This window comes from Novosphingobium sp. BL-S-34, from assembly GCF_056857015.1.
This window is the reverse complement of the sequence record NZ_JBXEPV010000003.1, coordinates 59,607-75,329: the sequence shown is the minus strand read 5'-3', so window position 1 is coordinate 75,329 and position 15,723 is coordinate 59,607. Positions and strand designations below refer to the sequence as shown.

Annotated in this window: 12 protein-coding genes and 2 pseudogenes; 5 read left to right on the top strand and 9 right to left on the bottom strand. The window is 62.6% G+C overall.

Annotated elements, in window-relative coordinates; genetic code table 11:
* Positions 1-211 precede the first annotated feature (211 nt).
* Together AC1VV3_RS23180 and AC1VV3_RS23175 are read right to left on the bottom strand one after the other, a co-directional pair.
* Complete coding sequence (locus AC1VV3_RS23180; protein WP_482963413.1) at positions 212-3,466, bottom strand: amidohydrolase family protein; 3,255 nt, start codon at positions 3,464-3,466, stop codon at positions 212-214.
* Between the two features lie 145 nt (positions 3,467-3,611).
* On the bottom strand, positions 3,612-4,052 hold the full coding sequence (locus tag AC1VV3_RS23175; protein WP_465128804.1) for an Lrp/AsnC family transcriptional regulator: 441 nt from the start codon (positions 4,050-4,052) through the stop codon (positions 3,612-3,614).
* Positions 4,053-4,193: 141 nt separating this feature from the next.
* Between AC1VV3_RS23175 and AC1VV3_RS23170 the strand changes: the two genes are divergently transcribed.
* Positions 4,194-5,243: an ornithine cyclodeaminase gene (locus AC1VV3_RS23170; protein WP_482963653.1), complete on the top strand. Its 1,050-nt coding sequence runs from the start codon at positions 4,194-4,196 to the stop codon at positions 5,241-5,243.
* Between the two features lie 132 nt (positions 5,244-5,375).
* Positions 5,376-6,944, top strand: a complete 1,569-nt coding sequence (locus AC1VV3_RS23165; protein WP_482963412.1) for an amidase — start codon at positions 5,376-5,378, stop codon at positions 6,942-6,944.
* A 233-nt stretch (positions 6,945-7,177) separates the two neighbouring features.
* On the opposite strand, the gene AC1VV3_RS23160 is transcribed toward AC1VV3_RS23165, so the two are convergent.
* Positions 7,178-7,501 carry a hypothetical protein gene (locus AC1VV3_RS23160; RefSeq protein WP_482963411.1) on the bottom strand — a complete coding sequence of 108 codons (324 nt, stop codon included), beginning with the start codon at positions 7,499-7,501 and terminating at the stop codon, positions 7,178-7,180.
* Positions 7,502-7,637: 136 nt separating this feature from the next.
* A complete protein-coding gene (locus AC1VV3_RS23155; protein ID WP_482963410.1) occupies positions 7,638-8,474 on the bottom strand; it encodes a helix-turn-helix transcriptional regulator in 837 nt (278 codons plus the stop codon).
* 96 nt (positions 8,475-8,570) lie between these two features.
* Here AC1VV3_RS23155 and AC1VV3_RS23150 point away from each other — a divergent pair, with 96 nt between their 5' ends.
* Positions 8,571-9,494 (top strand): SDR family oxidoreductase, encoded by a 924-nt coding sequence (locus tag AC1VV3_RS23150; protein ID WP_482963409.1) that lies wholly within the window; start codon positions 8,571-8,573, stop codon positions 9,492-9,494.
* A 338-nt stretch (positions 9,495-9,832) separates the two neighbouring features.
* Here AC1VV3_RS23150 and AC1VV3_RS23145 read toward each other — a convergent pair.
* Positions 9,833-9,991, bottom strand: a pseudogene (locus AC1VV3_RS23145) (DUF2092 domain-containing protein); the annotation flags it as partial.
* A gap of 141 nt (positions 9,992-10,132) precedes the next feature.
* Positions 10,133-10,477 (bottom strand): hypothetical protein, encoded by a 345-nt coding sequence (locus AC1VV3_RS23140; RefSeq protein ID WP_482963408.1) that lies wholly within the window; start codon positions 10,475-10,477, stop codon positions 10,133-10,135.
* A gap of 29 nt (positions 10,478-10,506) precedes the next feature.
* Here AC1VV3_RS23140 and AC1VV3_RS23135 point away from each other — a divergent pair.
* Positions 10,507-10,758: pseudogene (locus AC1VV3_RS23135) on the top strand (SUMF1/EgtB/PvdO family nonheme iron enzyme); the annotation flags it as partial.
* Positions 10,759-11,046: 288 nt separating this feature from the next.
* Here the strand turns inward: AC1VV3_RS23135 and AC1VV3_RS23130 are convergent.
* The gene (locus AC1VV3_RS23130) at positions 11,047-11,916 is read right to left on the bottom strand and encodes a Na+-dependent transporter (protein ID WP_465128808.1); all 870 of its coding nucleotides are present in this window, start codon (positions 11,914-11,916) and stop codon (positions 11,047-11,049) included.
* A 203-nt stretch (positions 11,917-12,119) separates the two neighbouring features.
* Here AC1VV3_RS23130 and AC1VV3_RS23125 point away from each other — a divergent pair, with 203 nt between their 5' ends.
* On the top strand, positions 12,120-12,815 hold the full coding sequence (locus tag AC1VV3_RS23125) for a DUF3313 domain-containing protein (protein WP_465128809.1): 696 nt from the start codon (positions 12,120-12,122) through the stop codon (positions 12,813-12,815).
* 469 nt (positions 12,816-13,284) lie between these two features.
* Here AC1VV3_RS23125 and AC1VV3_RS23120 read toward each other — a convergent pair whose 3' ends face one another.
* Positions 13,285-14,460 (bottom strand): BamA/TamA family outer membrane protein, encoded by a 1,176-nt coding sequence (locus AC1VV3_RS23120; RefSeq protein WP_482963407.1) that lies wholly within the window; start codon positions 14,458-14,460, stop codon positions 13,285-13,287.
* Positions 14,461-14,515: 55 nt separating this feature from the next.
* A complete protein-coding gene (locus AC1VV3_RS23115) occupies positions 14,516-15,520 on the bottom strand; it encodes a SphA family protein (RefSeq protein WP_482963406.1) in 1,005 nt (334 codons plus the stop codon).
* Positions 15,521-15,723 lie beyond the last annotated feature (203 nt).

Below are 15,723 nucleotides of genomic sequence, written 5' to 3'. Positions count from 1 at the left end.
GGCCGCACGCTTTTCGCTTTCGCCGCCGCAAATGGGGAGGGGGCCGCCTGCAAGATGTGGGATCGGGGCACGCGGGAGATCGCGTGCCCCGTCATGGACGGGCCTTGAAGCAGGCCAAGCGCGCCCAGCATCGCCATACAATACGCGGCTATTCGCCTGCGCAGCTCCGCCGTTTAAGCATGGATCCCCTCATATCAGGAGGGGAGCGGCCTCAGTATTCGAAGGACGCCGCGTTGCCCTGCTTTTCATCGAAGTCGGCAGCGGTGCGAACCGCGAGAGCGACATCGTGCTGGCTCATCTCCTCGAACCACTGCGCCTCGCGCTTGCGGGAACGCGGCCATACCTCGTCAAGCGTCGCGGCATCGTAGAGGCGGCCGTTCTGCATCACCAGCGACAGGGATCGGGTGTTGCGAATGTCAGTGGTGGGGTCATCGTCCAGCACCAGAAGGTCCGCCAGCTTGCCGGGCTCAATAGAGCCCAGGTCCAGTGCCCGCCCGATTACCTCGGCCGAACCAATGGTTCCGGCGTGCAGGATTTGTAAGGGGCTTGCGCCGCCGGAGGCCATCGCTTCCAGCTCCCAATGAAAGGACAGCCCCTGCACGACGCCGTGCGCGCCGACACCGAGCAACCCGCCGGCTTTGCCGATATCGCTGGCCTGCCTGGCAAAAAGTGCGAAGCCTTGCCCGTCCGCCCGGTTCCACGTAACGGAATCGCGCTTCGCAGCGAAAGCGAATTCGGGGACGAACCGCCCCAGCTTGCCGTCGAAATCCTGCTGATGCCCTGCCGCCATCGCGCCCATGGCGCTCGGTGCGCCGTAGAGCACAAGCATCGTCGGCACCGTTGACAACCGGGAGCGCACCAGCATCTGAACCATGTCGTCATGGAGCGGTGCAATCGGTAGGCTATGTTCGTTGCCGGCATAGCCGTCCAGCATCTGCGTGACGTCGAGCCGGTAATCGCTGGCGCCCTCGGTGGTGGGCATGAGGCCGAGCGCCTGTGCGCCTTCGATCAAGTGGCGGCGCTGTGCCCGGTCGCCGACCATGTACTGCTTGATGTTGGGCGTCTTGTAGTAATCAGAATAGCGTCGCAGCGTAGCAATGGCATCCTCTCGGCTGTCCATCGGGCTGTTGCGAAACACGCCTTCGCCGGTGGAGAAGGCACGCAGACCCGGCATCAGCCCCGCGTCGATCATGTCGGCATAGCCGAACACGTCAGGGTCAAAGGTCTGCACGTCCAGTCCTGCCGTCACGCCGTAGGCGAGGTTCGCAGCAAAATCCCAATGGCCGATGTCCAGGATGCGGCGGCGCGTTTCGAACCAGTGGGCATGTGCATCAATGAAGCCCGGAATGATGAATTTGCCGGTCACGTCGCGCACTTGCGTGCCCGCCGGTATTTTGAGGGTCCCGCACGGACCGAGCGCGGCAATTCGGTTGTTCTCGATTAGCAGATCGGCATTGTCGATGACCTCTTCGGCCTTCATCGTGACGATCCGCGCCCCGCGCAGCAGCAACCTGCCCCTGGGCACATCGCGCGGCAACACCACATCCAGGACATGGCCGCCGGCGCGCTGCTCGATGACGGCGGGGCCGCCACTTCGGGCAGCATCCACAGGTAGTTGCCGCACCGTGGCGCCGACGGACCATAGCAGCGAGCGCATGTCAGGAGCCCAGTCCATGTAGTCCGCGCCGATAGCAGTGATCCGCCGCGCCTTCGACGCCGGGTCGCTGACGTTTACAGTCGGCGCCGCGCCGTTCTGCGCCGGCGGTACGGGTACCAGATATAGCTGCGAGGCGAGGCGTACTAGCGCCGTGCGGCCGTCGGCGCTCAATTGCGCGTTCTTTAGGGGAGCAGGCGCATCAAAATATTGGCTGTCGGGACGGGCCACCAGCTTCGCCAAATGCCTTGCCCCGCCTTGCCCGACGACTGGACGGGATGATATCCAGCCGTCCGAGTAATAGCGCACGCGCTCCGGATCGGGGTCGCGCCGCAGGTCCATCGCGGCGCCGACTTCGCCCAGCGTGGTTGCTTCGCCGCCGTCAACCGGTACCCGCACCAGCGTCGAGGGCAAGGGACCGAGGCTTTCGGCGGTGCGGTAAAGGCGGTCGCGCTGGCTGGCCGAAAATGCGACCACGTCCCTGCCGCCAGCCAGGAACAGGGGTTCGGAATAGAATGCCGTCTGCGTCGTGATCCGGCGGGGCAGGGTCTTGCCATCCGCCGCCGCGATCCAGACATGCCCGCCTTCCTTCGCGGTCCAGGTGACGTACGTGATGAAGCGCCCGTCGTCCGACCAGCTTGGCTGCCACGCGGAGCCCGGCACGTTGAGACGGCGCGGCTTTGCACCTTTTCGGTTGGCGGCGACATATATGCGGCCCACGGCTCCGAAGACCACTTGTCGGCCGTCTGGCGAAAGGCGGGGCGTCTGGATCACCCGGACGTGGACGGGCCCTGTGTTCACCCGATACTGGCGGCGCAGCGGCAGCGGCATCTCATGCCGCACATGGGCCTCGAACGGAATGTCTGCGATAGCGCCCGAGGTGACGTCGAGCCGCTTCAGGCCGCCGTCAAGACCGACGTAGATGGCCTTGTCGTCAGGAGCAAAAGCCATGCGCGGCATCAGGTCGACGTAGTAACCGCCGGACTGCCCATCGGGATCGAGCGGGCCATGCAGTTTCCGATCGGTTCCTGTCTTCAGATCGTGCAGACGCAGCACGGTACGCTCGTGCTCGCGAGTGACGTAAGCGAGCAGGCGGCCATCGTGGGAGAGGACTGGACGCATCCCCCCGCCGGGGATCGTCAAGTCAGCGTGCTGCGTACGGGTGGCAAGGTCGAAGCGCGCAATGGTCCAATGGGGCAGGGCGCCGCTGCTCCACGTCGTTCCCGCCTTGGTGGCGTAGTAGAGGCTTTTGCCGTCCGGCGAAGCGACAACGCCCATCGCATTACGCCGCAGCGGATGGGGGTCGTCACCGTTAGGCTGCGCTTTCACCAGCACTTCGTGCTGGCCGCTCGCGACATCGAAGGACCACAGCTCGAACGCCAGCACGCCCCAGATCATGCGCGACACGTAGAGCCTCCTGCCGTCCGGCGACCACGCAGGCGAGCCGTAGTGCGGCGCGCCGTATTCTTCCTGGGAGATCCGCCGGGCATTCGTGCCGTCGGCATCGGCAATCCAGAGATTTTCGCGGCCGTCCCGATCGCTGACGAAAGCGATTTGGCGGCCATCGGGAGAGAATACAGGCTGCGTCTCGAAGGCATCGCCTGTAAAAACCGCGCGCGCCTTCCCGCCTTCCGAGGCAAGCGCGTAGATGTCGCCCAGCAGATCGAACAGAATGGTGCGCCCATCGGGTGATACGTCAAGCGCGGGCCAGGTGACTTGTCGGGTATCGTACTCGATCACCCGGCCGGTCAGCGGCGGCAATGTGTCCGCCGCCGCGGTTCCTGCCGCAAAGATGCTGGCAGACAGTGCCATACTTGCTAGAAGCGCCGTATCCGCCAGCCATGTTTTCACTGCATTACCTTTCGCGCCTTATGCTCTGGCTTTCTTTCGCGTTGCCGCGCCTTTTGCGAAACATCCAGTTGGCGAAAGCGTGACGGGTCCAGTCGCCGCGCCAGTGTCAGACCGTGCTTAGCAAGAGGCTGGTCTCGCTGTTCAGCACCCCCTCGATCATGCGCACCTGCCGTAGCACCCGGTCGAACTCGGACAAGCTGGAGGTGCGGATATCCGCCACCAGATCCCAGTTGCCGTTAGTGGTGTGCAGCGTCTGGATCTCGACAATACCGCGCAGCTTCTGAATGACTTGGGTGGTCGACTTGCCGGTGATCTCGATCATCATCACCGCGCGCACGGACAGATCCTCATAGTCGTCGCGCACGCGCACCGTGAAGCCAAGCAGCGTTCCCGTGTCGGTCAGGCGGTCGAGCCGGTTTTGCACCGTACCGCGCGCCACGCCCAAGGCGTCTGCCAGCTTGGACACCGACGCGCGGCCATCCGCGCGCAAATGAGCGATGATCCGCCGATCAAGGTCGTCGGGAATAAACTTGGCGGGGGAGGACAAGGCGAGAGGGTTCCGTCTACGCAGGTTGCGCAAAGATACGATAAAAATTGCTCAAAAACTTGCAGTCTGCAAGCCATCCTTGCGATTTTTACCAGCATAACCCCGGTCTAGGCTGGCCTCGCTTATTCCAGCAAAGGACAGATTATGGCCCCGCCCCCTTCACCGCTTGCCTACATTCCCTTCGTGAGCGTCCAGAACATGATGCGGCTCATCCATCATTTCGGAATCGAGCATGTATTGCGTGACCTCTCCGCGGAGATCGAAGCCGACTATTTGCGCTGGTCGCTGTTTGAAAAGACGCCCCGGCTGGCCTCTCACTCGCAGGAAGGGGTGATCGAGCTGATGCCGACTTCCGACGGCGACGCCTATGCCTTCAAGTACGTCAACGGCCACCCCAGAAACACCGCCAGAGGCCTGCAGACCGTAGCGGCCTTCGGCCTGCTCGCGCGTGTGGACACCGGCTATCCGCTGCTGCTGACCGAAATGACGCTGCTGACGGCGCTGCGTACCGCCGCTACATCGGCAATGGTGGCACGCCACCTCGCTCCCGCCGATTCGCGCGTTATGGCGATAATCGGAAATGGCGCGCAGGCCGAATTTCAGGCGCTGGCCATGAAGGCAATCGTCGGCATCGGCGAAGTGCGCCTTTACGACATCGACCCCGAGGCTACCAGCAAGACCGTGCGTAACCTCGCCGGGGCGGGATTGAAGATTGTCGCCTGCGCATCTTCCCAGGAGGCAATCGAAGGCGCGCAGATCATTACTACCTGTACGGCAGACAAGGCCTATGCCACGATTCTGTCGGACAACATGGTCGGCGCCGGAATCCACATCAACGCGATCGGTGGAGACTGCCCCGGCAAGACCGAGTTGCACCAGGACATCCTAGGGCGCGCGGCCACGTTCGTGGAGTTCGAGCCGCAGACCCGCATCGAGGGCGAAATCCAGCAGATGGATGCCTCTTACGCGGTAACCGAGTTCTGGAAGGTTCTGTCCGGCCAGGCGCAGGGCCGGACCGACGCCCGCCAGATCACCCTGTTCGACAGCGTCGGCTTCGCGATCGAAGACTTCTCCGCCTTGCGCTACCTCCTAAGCAAGCTGGACGGCACGGATTTCTTCCAGCAACTGGACATCATCGCCGATCCCGACGACCCGCGCGACTTGTTCGGCATGTTGCAGCGCGCGGCCTGACCTGACCACAGGGCTTGGCCGGCAAAGAATGGAATAAGCTGGCATGGTCCCGCGCCGCCATACGAACTTGGACCTTTACGGTGCATCTGTCGCAGTGAAGAAGCGGCTGACCTGAGATTGGAGACGACTACGATGGGCGAAACGATCCTTGACTGCGTGACGGTAAGCCGCCGCAAGGTTCTGGCCTCGGCGCCCGTCGCGCTGACGACTGCCGCCGCGCCCGCTTTCGCGAAAGCCGCTTCCGCTGCCGTCAGCAACGAAATCGTCATGATGACCGCGACCGACTTATCCGACGCGATCCACCGCAAGGACCTGTCAAGCCGCGAGGTTATGATGGCCCATCTGGCGCAAATCGAGAGGCTAAACCCGCGCTTCAACGCCATCGTCTCGCGCGTGGACAGCAATTCCCTGCTGCGACAGGCAGCTGCAATGGACGAGGATGCCGCCGCCGGTCGCTTCCATGGGCCGCTTCATGGCTTTCCCCATGCTGTGAAGGATACTGCACCGGTAAAAGGCATCGCCAGCACGCAGGGATCGCCGATCCTGCGCAACAATATTCCGGCTGCCGACAGCCTAGTCGTGTCGCGGATGCGCAAGGCGGGCGCGCTCTTCGTCGGCAAGACCAATGTTCCTGAATTCGCGCTCGGCTCACATAGCTACAATCCGCTCTTCGGCACGACCCACAATGCCTATGCTCACGGCAAGGCAGCAGGTGGCAGCACCGGTGGCGGCGCAGTGGCACTGGCGCTTCGTATGCTTCCAGTGACCGATGGCAGCGATTTCGGCGGATCGCTGCGCAACCCGCCGGGCTGGAACAATGTCTTCGGCCTGCGCCCTTCGTTCGGCCGCGTTCCATCCGTTCCCAACAGCGACCTGTTCTGGCAGAATTTCGCCACTTCCGGTCCGCTGGGCCGCACTGTGGCCGACCTTGCCATGCTACTGTCCGTGCAAGCCGGGGGCGATGTCCGAGCGCCGTTTTCGCTTGGAGACGATCCAGCCCTGTTCGCGGGATCTCTCGATCGGGACTGGAAGGGCGGCAGGATCGGATGGCTCGGGGATCTCGGCGGCGAGCTGCCGATGGAAGCAGGCATCATGGAAACCTGCACGAAGGCGCTCAAGGCGTTCGACGCGATCGGCATGCAAGTGGAAGCCGCGAGGCTGGCCGAGCCTGCCGCAGACATGTGGCAAACCGCGAAGACTTTGCGCCTGTGGTCGGTCGGAGCAGACCTCCAGGCATTCTACGACGATCCCACTAAGCGTGCGCAGATGAAGCCGGAAGCGATCTGGGAAGTTGAGGGCGGCATGAAGTTGACCGGCCCGCAGCTGGCCGCTGCCTCCGAAGGCCGCACCCGCATCTACAACGCATTCGATGCCGCGTTCGAGCACTTCGACTTTCTGGTGCTGCCCACCGCACAAGTCTTTCCCTTCGACGTGAGCGAGCACTGGCCGACACAGATCGCGGGTAAGGCCATGGACAGCTATCACCGGTGGATGGAAGTAACTCTGCCAGCGACGATGGCCGGGCTTCCTGCGCTGGCGGTGCCGGCGGGCTTCGGCGGCGCGCTAAAGCTGCCTATCGGCCTTCAGATCATCGGCAGGCGACATGCCGATCTGGCTGTTCTGCAAGTGGGCAATGCTTACGAGAAGGCGTCGCCGTGGATCGCGCAAAGCTTGCCCTCGGTGCTAAACGGTTCGAGGTAATTCCAAATCAAGATCAAACTTGATCGCCGGAGGATCGAGATGTCGAGGCTGTTGGAGCCAGCTCACGTAAGCGCTGCGATCCGCTCTAGAACGGTTCTCAAAGAGACTAATCCTATACATGGCGCTTTAGGCGGAGGCGGATAAGCAGGCTGCAACTAATATATTTGTAACAAGCGGCCTTTGCTTCGTGGGAAAGAACTTTTCGGTGCTTAGCAGGTATGCGGCTGCTTCGTTCAGCGGCTTCCACGATTTGTCGAATCGAACGCGTCGAGTAGGCGAGCAATGACCTGGGTGTCGGGATGGGCTTTCGCCGTGACGCTTCGGAGATTGGCCTCTGTGGCAAACGACCGGCGCTCGAACGCTTTACCGGTCAGCTTCCCGGCCACATCGGCGGCGGCGTTAAACGACATGAGATCGCCATAGAAGGCGAACTTGCGAGTGGGTATCGCTGCGATCAAGCGCGGCGCGCGCCAGTCGAGCCCCGCGTTGAAGGACGACACCGCAGGCCTGAGGCGTACAGCTTTTGCCGATGCCATGGCCGGGCCGAGTTGGCTCAAGCAGCGTTTGTATTTCCACTACCCGAGCCCCGATCTTGACCTTCAGGGCGGCGATCGAGGGCAAGCCCGTCAGGATAACAGAGCGTAAGCACCTTGGCGTAAAAAGCGCCGCTAGAGGACCGGAAGGGGCCGGTGATCACTTCTCTACTATACCTACTAGAGCTCGAAGCTTCTTCGCGTCGGCCTGGGTTGCCGGATTGTAGACGATCATTCCGAGCTCCGGCCTGCCCTCGACGGCAAAAGACGAAAACTCTAGTTTCACAAGCCCTGCCACCGGATGGCGGATCCGCTTCACGCCCTCGCTGTGGGCGACGACGTCGTTATCCTGCCAAAGCATCTGGAATTCCGAACTGAGCCGACTTAACTCCTCGACCAACCTGGCGGCATCCACGCTTTCTTGCGCCCCGGCCCTTGCCACGTCAGCCCGGAAGGCGCCGACGACGAAACGCGCAACGCTGTCCCAATCCTCGTTGCGGGTCCGGCCTTTGCCATTCGTGAACATCAGACGCAGGATGTTGCGCTGGTCCGATGGCAACAGCGAATAGTCCGTGAGCAGCGCCGCTGCAGCTCGGTTCCAACCCAACACATCCCAGATCGCGTTTTTGATGATCGCCGGACTTAGCGCCATTCCATCGAGCACTCGCTGCAATCGCCGGGAAATCCCGTCGACCGCCTGATAGCGCGCCTCGGGCGGACGCCCGAGACCCAGCATGTACAGATGTTCGCGCTCAGGCTCCGTCAACATGAGACTTCTGGCGATCCGGTCCAGCACGTCGGCAGAGGGGGCTCCGCCCCGACCTTGCTCCAGCCAGGTGTACCAAGTCGGGCTAATGTTTGCCCGGCTTGCAACTTCTTCACGGCGCAGTCCAGGCGTACGCCTTCGCCCGCCGCCCAAGCCAAAGGCCGCTGGATCGAGACGCGCGCGGCGATCCCGAAGATAGATGCCTAGTCGGTTCGACCTGTCGCCGGCCATGAACGATCCTGTTGCCGTTTATACCATGATAAAGTCACTACTTTAACAGGTTCAATCTAACTTCCACAGACTGTCTCGGCAATCAGGAGACTTATCATGCGTGTATTTCTGACCGGTGCGACGGGGTTCATTGGCTCCCACATAATTCCTGAACTTCTCGGCGCCGGGCATGAGGTGCTTGGTCTCACCCGTACGGACGCTGGCGCCGGCCAGCTTAAGGCGGCCGGCGCAGCGGTTCATCGTGGTGATCTGGAGCAGCCCGAGACGCTTGCCAAGGGCGCGGCATCGGCCGATGCAGTGATCCACTGCGCGTTCGATCATAATTTCGAAACCTTTGCGGAGAATGCCAAAAAGGACGCGCGCAATATAGCTGCGATCGGCACGGCGCTGGAGGGGACGTACAAGCCTATCCTGATCACGTCGGGAATTGGCATTGGTACCCCGCTGAACGGCGGCCCAGCGACCGAAGACATACTAAATCCGCGCCACGCCAATCCTCGCATTGCAACGGAGCTGGCCGGTGCGGCGCTGACCGCGCAGCGAATCGACGTGCGCACGATCAGGCTGCCGCAGGTGCATAATACCCTCAAGGCCGGCTTGGTCACGCCGCTGGCGGCCGAAGCGCGCAGGGCGGGAGCGGCAGCGTATCTTGGAGATGGTCAAACCCGGTGGGCTGCAGCGCACGTCAGCGATGTCGCGAGGCTCTATGTTCTCGCGTTGGAAAAGGGCGAACCGGGCGCGCGATATAATGCGTCAGTGGAAGAGGGTGTCACTGCGCGGGCGATTGCCGAGGCGATCGGACTGCGCGTCGGTTTGCCGGTCCGCTCGATTGGGCCCGAGGAAGTCAATCGATACTTTGGCTGGATGGCACCTTTCGCAGGATTGGACATGATAGGGACGAATGCCTGGACCCGGGAGCGTCTTGGATGGAATCCCAACGGCGTAGACCTGTTGTCCGACCTAGCTGTCATGGATTATGCCTTGCCTGTTGAAAGGATTGCCCCGATCGCTGGAATGTGAAAGGCACTCCTTCGCGGCTCCTATGGAAGCTGGCAGCTTAATCGCCCAGCGGTCTGTCCCCATCGAGACAGCCCGCGGTGAGCCTACTCAGGGAGGCATCCTGGCATCACTGAACAGAAGGCGATCGAGCATGGACCTAAAAAACCTCAAAAGCAGCCCCGCCGCCGAAGTGGTGCTGCGCCTCGGCTAGCGCGGCGAGGACACTGCTCAGGACCAGCGCACTGGTTCCGAGCAGGACGGTCACTCTGCTGGCGTGTTCGATGTCACTGGTCCTGGGTAATCTTGGACGTCTGGATCGACATCGTCTTGGCGGGGGGCGTGAACTTGAAGTCGGAAATCTACAGCGCCAGCGCGGTGTTCCATGTCAGCTCCGCCGAATATGAAGGATGCATGCTGTCAACGCGGTCGGTGATGACGATCTCAAGCGGCAGCGGGATCTTGCCGCGCGCGATCCAGAGCTGCCAGTCGAGGTCGGGACCCTGGAATGCGAACTGCTGCGCGAAGTCACCGTGACCCTACGGGCGTGCATGAAGTCTCTCCTCTATGTCTATCCCAACGGACCCCTTGGTACGAAATCCGGGGAACCCCTTGGTCCGTGAGTAAAGGCCGTGAAAGGGCGGGGCGCGAAGGGGGCGCCGCTACAAGGACATGGTCGGAAGGATCGCCATGCGTAGCAGCCCGTATACGCAGGCGGCGGCGCCCAGCAGCGTCAGTGCGCCGGCCAGATGTTTGCGGTCGAAAGTCTGCGCGATGCCGCCGATAAACAGGCTCAGCGCGAAGATCACCGTCGCGGCGACATAGGCGTCGCTGATGTCGTTGAAGCGCTGGCCCCGCTCGAACTGTTCGTCGGCGCGCTTGTCAAGCGCCGCGGCCTCGACCGCGAGGCGAGGGGCGTATTCGCGCATCACGAACGGTGAGTGCGGCGCCTTGGGATTATCGCGCCGGTGCTGACTGACCTCGTCCCGCCGGTCCGCCAGCCGCATCGACGCCCTCCCAGACCACCCGGTCCGCCATGTCGCACTCGCCCGTCGAGGCATACGCCGCATGGACGGGCCTGTCGCTCTCCTCCGAGGCGGAGTGGGTGTTCGCGGCTCGCGCCGGCGGCAAGGGGACCGAACTTGCCTGCGGCGACGACCTCGTCCCCGACGTCCATCACGCGAACGTGTGGCAGGGGCAATCCCCTTACGCCAATACATGGGACGACGGCTGGCTGCGAACCTCCGCCGTGGGGAGCTATCCGGCCAACGGCTACAGCCTTGTTGATATGATCGGCAACGTATGGGAATGGACCGTCGACTGGTGGTCGCAGCCCCGGCGGCGGGAAAGCCTACGGTGGGAGTTGCTGCGGTGGCCAGAGGCCCGGCGACGGCGGCGAGGCGATCAGCGTCGATCCTGCCGATCCCCCCGCCATCTCCCGCCACGTTCTGAAGGGCGGGTCAAACCTGTGCGCTCCCAGCTCTCGGCGGCGTTCCCGCCCGTCGGTCCGCCTCGCACATCCAGTCGATACGTCCACGTCGCATATCCGCTTTCGGTGCGAGGCAAGGCCGGCCGCCTAATCCTGAGAGGCGGGTGCCGGGCGGTGCGTCTTCATTGCCAACTGGTAGACGATCAGCACCACCATCCCCACCAGCGTGAACAGGAGGACGGCCGCCGTCACCGGCTTGGCCGCGTGATTGGCGCCCGCCAGCGCCAAAGCGATGCCGGGGTGGCGCAGCGAGGCGGCGACGGCGAGCGTCGGCCGGTCTTCGTCCGCTGGCCCTCCCAGGAAGTGTCCTCCTGCCAGCGCTATGACGACGACGATGGCCATTGCAACCATCGTGCCGTCGCCGATCAGCTTGCCCATCTCGGGGGCCACGCCAATCAGCAGGGGCACGAATGCAACCACCAGCAGGACGTTGGCGACAAGGAGGACAGTGCGCGGCAGGGCGGGCGAGGCCTTCGGAAACAGCCAGCGACCGATGGCGAGGCCAATCGCGAGCGGTACCACCAGCCCGACGAAGATGTTGCGCGCCACGATGCCGATGGGGAACTGTGCGTGGACATCGTAGAGCCGGGCGCCCAGCGCGCCGAGCGCCGGCACCGTTAGAAGCGCCATCAGCGCGGCGGCGCCCTGCAGTCCGTAAATGTAGCCTGCGTTGCCGCCCAACTTCATCGCCTTTCCGGGCATCAGCGGCGGAACCGGGGAGATCGCCATCAGGAAGATGCCGGCCTTGGCGGCATTGGAGATCGGAAAGGCCGACACGGTCGCGATCGCAGTAATTACCGGGATGACGACAATGGCCACGAAAGCGCGGGCCAGCAGGGAGGGGTGGGCCACGACGGAAGCGAAGTCCCCGCGCGAGGACGCGATTCCCGCCGCGACGACGAGTAGGGCCAGGCTCACAGTCAGTAGGATGGGCAGCAGGTGCTTGAGAATCTCCATGGGCGGCTCCTCTTCGAGAAGGCGCCATCATCCGGGTTCCGCCGCCGGGTTTTCATCGGGGAAACCCCGCAGCATGGCCGCGAAATGCCTGCAGATCGGATAATCCTTTATTCCCCATCAGGAACATCCCCAGTGGCGGGGTTCGGCTACTCGGTGCACGCTTCCTGACCGGTTTACACAAATGCCCGGACAAGGAGGCAGTCATGAAAAAAATAGCGGTCAGCGTAGCCCTAGGGGTCTCGCTCGTGGCCATAAGCGGTAGTTCACCAGGCTCGAGTGCGTGGGGGCAAACTAACGACCATGCACCAGCAGAGCTAAAATCGGCCGAGGAATTGAAACACGACAAGAAGGAGTCGTGGACCTACATCAAGCCCGACCTAAGCCTTGGAAAGTACGATGCCATCCAAATCGTGCCCACAGAAGTTTATCAGGGGCCCGATGCGCAGTTCGACAACATCCCGATGGCGGAGCGCGAGAAGTTCGCTGGCATCCTGACCGAGGCGCTGAAGGAGAAGATGGTGAAGTCGTTCAAGGTCGTGGGTGCACCCGCGGCCGACGCAATGCGTCTTAAGTTCACCATTGTCGGGGCAACAAAGACGACCACGGGGGTGGGCACCGTGTCCTCGGTCATGCCGATCGGTGCGCTGACCAATGCCTACAAGAGCATCACCGGGCAGAAAGGCAGCTTCTCCGGCTCGGTCTTACTGGCCTTTGAGCTGTTCGATTCCAAGACTGGAGAGTTGCTGGCCGCCGCCGTACGGCGCGAAGCACCCGACGCTCTCGATATCACCGCCACGCTTTCCACCACTGACACCGTAAAGGCGGTCGCCTCGGCAGTGGCTGACAAGCTGCGCGCGCGACTGGCTGCGGCGAAGTCCGCCGCCCCTGGAGGTCGCTAACCCTTCCTAAACAAGGAAATGAGCGAAGAAAATTCTTGGTATGCGCTCGAGGGATATTTGCCCCGTTGGGCCGAAAAATAAATGGCCACCGTTCCATGCCTTTGCGGCGGCCAAGATCGCGGACACGCGAAGCGAGCAGGTGAGAATGAGCCTCGTTCCGTGGCGGATGCGCGAGGACCGAAGGCGATGCTGGATCGCTGGCGAGGCAGCGGCTGTGCACTGCGCTGCAGTGCCTCGGCCTAGGATCCGCCTCCTCAATGTTGAGTTTCAAGGATCAATGGTTCACTAGAACGGGGCACGCGACGATCATCGGCCTGGGACATATGGGAAACGTCTCGGGAAACTGAATGTGAAGCACGGCCACCAGCGAACGGTGCGATTGAGCTGCATGGGTGGCATAGGTATGACCTTGCGCTCGCACCCCGCGCCATCAATGGAATGACGAACGCAAAATTGGACCAAACCGGCTTCAGAAGACCTCGCCAATGCCGAAATAGATTGCCTGCGAGTCTTTGCCTATCGCCAAGTCCAGCCTCAGATTGATGCCAGTTTCCTTTGACGCCTTATAGCGCACGCCCATGCCGGCACTGGGTAGCATGGTGGTATCCGCCAGATCACCGAGGCTTTTGGCGATGCCGCCGACACCGGCAAACCATACCGCCCCGAACTTCTCGTTGAGCTTCTGGCGCCATTCAAGCTGCGCCGCCCAGGAGGCGCGGTCGCGGTAGCGTCCCATCTCGTAGCCCCGCAGTTCACCAGCCTGACCGTACATGCACAAGTCGTAGAATGGTCCGCCCTTCGATACCGCACATACCGTGCCATTGACCGCCAAGGTCCCCGTCGAGGTCACCGGGAAGTAGCCGTTCGCCGCGAACTGCCACTTGTTGTACGTGAAATCGCTGCCAAGGTCCTTGAAGTTAAATGTGCCGACCAGCGTGATGTCGGTTCCGGTGCGGGGGGCGAACTGATTGTCCCGGCTGTCGTAAGTGATCGAGGGGCCGATTCCGGAAATCATGCTCTTGAACTCGGGGAGTGGCAGGTCGGCATCGGGAAACAGTGGGTTCTCGCGCCGTATCTCGTTGTCGAGGTCCATCACCTGGTACCGCCCGCCGACATAAAGGTAAGGCGCGACGCGGTACTGGCCTTGCGCCAGTCCCATGATACCTTTGTCGACCAGTTTAATCGACACGTCACGGTCACCGGCCGATCCACCGATGCCGTAGAAATTGATGTTGATGTTGGCATAGCCCCCAAACAGCAGGACCTTGAACCGGTCATCCGCGAGTGACATGCTGTGGAAGGCAGCGCCCCCCCAGCTCTTGTTGCTGGTGTAGAGACCTCCCGCACCCGTGACCCAGGGCGAGTCGCTTCCGTTCGGATTGTAGAACATGACGGCCGCTCCCATCAGACCAGCGCCCAAGGTTGGATTTGTTAGCGGGATCGGCACAACCAGCAGCTCGGGCTTCATCGTCTTTAGCTTTTCCGGGTCTTCTTCCGCGGCGGCTCGCGCGGTAGAAGCGGTGACGGAGCCAGTAGCCATCTCCGCGACCTGGTTCTGCGCCAGAGCTGACGTCGGCAGGCCCATCGCGAGGATGGGAAGAAGTACACCCAATCGGGCCGAACTCGTGTGCGCGACCTTGGACATTCGTTTTCTCCTTACAGTGCGCGTGCGCTCCAGCCGTTATCGCTCCGGCCCTTTGTCATTCGGCCCCGTGCGGAGGCATGATCATCTTCAGCGGCAGCGAAAGGCTGACCATTACCGCGCTCCCTTCGAGCCGGCGCTTGGCGTCGAATTCCTTGAAGGCCCGGACACGGAACGTGGCGGGGCTGCGGCCCATGACGGTGTTGTAGGCGGCAGTGACACCAACGCCTGTCACCTCGCCTTCGTTGGGGCCGAGCACTGCGCCGGGGCCGCTGTCGGCACTGATCTGGTTATAGTAGTAGCCCTGCACGCCGGCAGAAAATTTAGGCGAGAAGGTCTTTTCGATCGCCGCTTCCACATGGAATTCGTTGCCGCTGTCGTAGTCGGTGTACCTGTTAGTGCCGTTGAAGGTCACGCCCGCCTTGGCGCTGACGTCCCAGCCCGACTTTGTGTCGTGCCAGCTCGCCGCCAGCGAGACGTCGGCAGCCCAGCGATGGAACGAGAGGTTGGCGAGCTGATCCTCGCGGTAATGGCCGACGGGCACGTTGACGAGGGTGCTGGCGGTGACGTGCAGGTTGTCCCATTTCCAGCCAAGTTCAGCTGTGGCGAGCGGGTCGCCTACTGTCAGTGTGCTGTCGTGCCGGGACACTTCCAAAACTTGCCCGCGCGGGCCGCTCAGGACGGCAGAGGCATCGACCATGGGAGCGCCGATGGGCAGGGCCAAGCCCAATGCTACCGTCCCGCCAAGAAAGTTTGTCGAAGGAACCCACAAGGCGGTGGTGAACTGCGCCACGATCGTCGCATCGAGGCCCAGAACGACTTTGCCGCCCACCACCAAGCTGCGATCCGCCCCGATGTCGCCGTCGTAGTAGTAATAGGTATTGTCGAGGAACAATCCCTCCACCGGAGGCAGCAGGGCCGCCTCCGGCCCTCCCGATCCCAGCAGGTAGACGGAGCTGCCACCCTCGGCGGCATTCGCTGGTTGGCTAAGGAACGCCAGGCCGCTCAAGGCGGCCACGGCCATGACGTTCAGCATGCCACGCTTCGATATCCTTTTGTTCATGGGGGCTCTCGGTCCGCTGCTGGAGCGGACAGATTGCGACAGGGGGGGACGGGGCTGAACTGGTGATTTCCCGCGGATTCGCTTCGGGCTATCCGCATGGCCGGTCGGACCTGCGGGTTATTCCGGAACAAGCTGGGGACCGCCGAATGGTCTCACGCCCGTCAGGCAGCCTAGCGGCGCCCGAAGTATCGCCTCAGAATTCG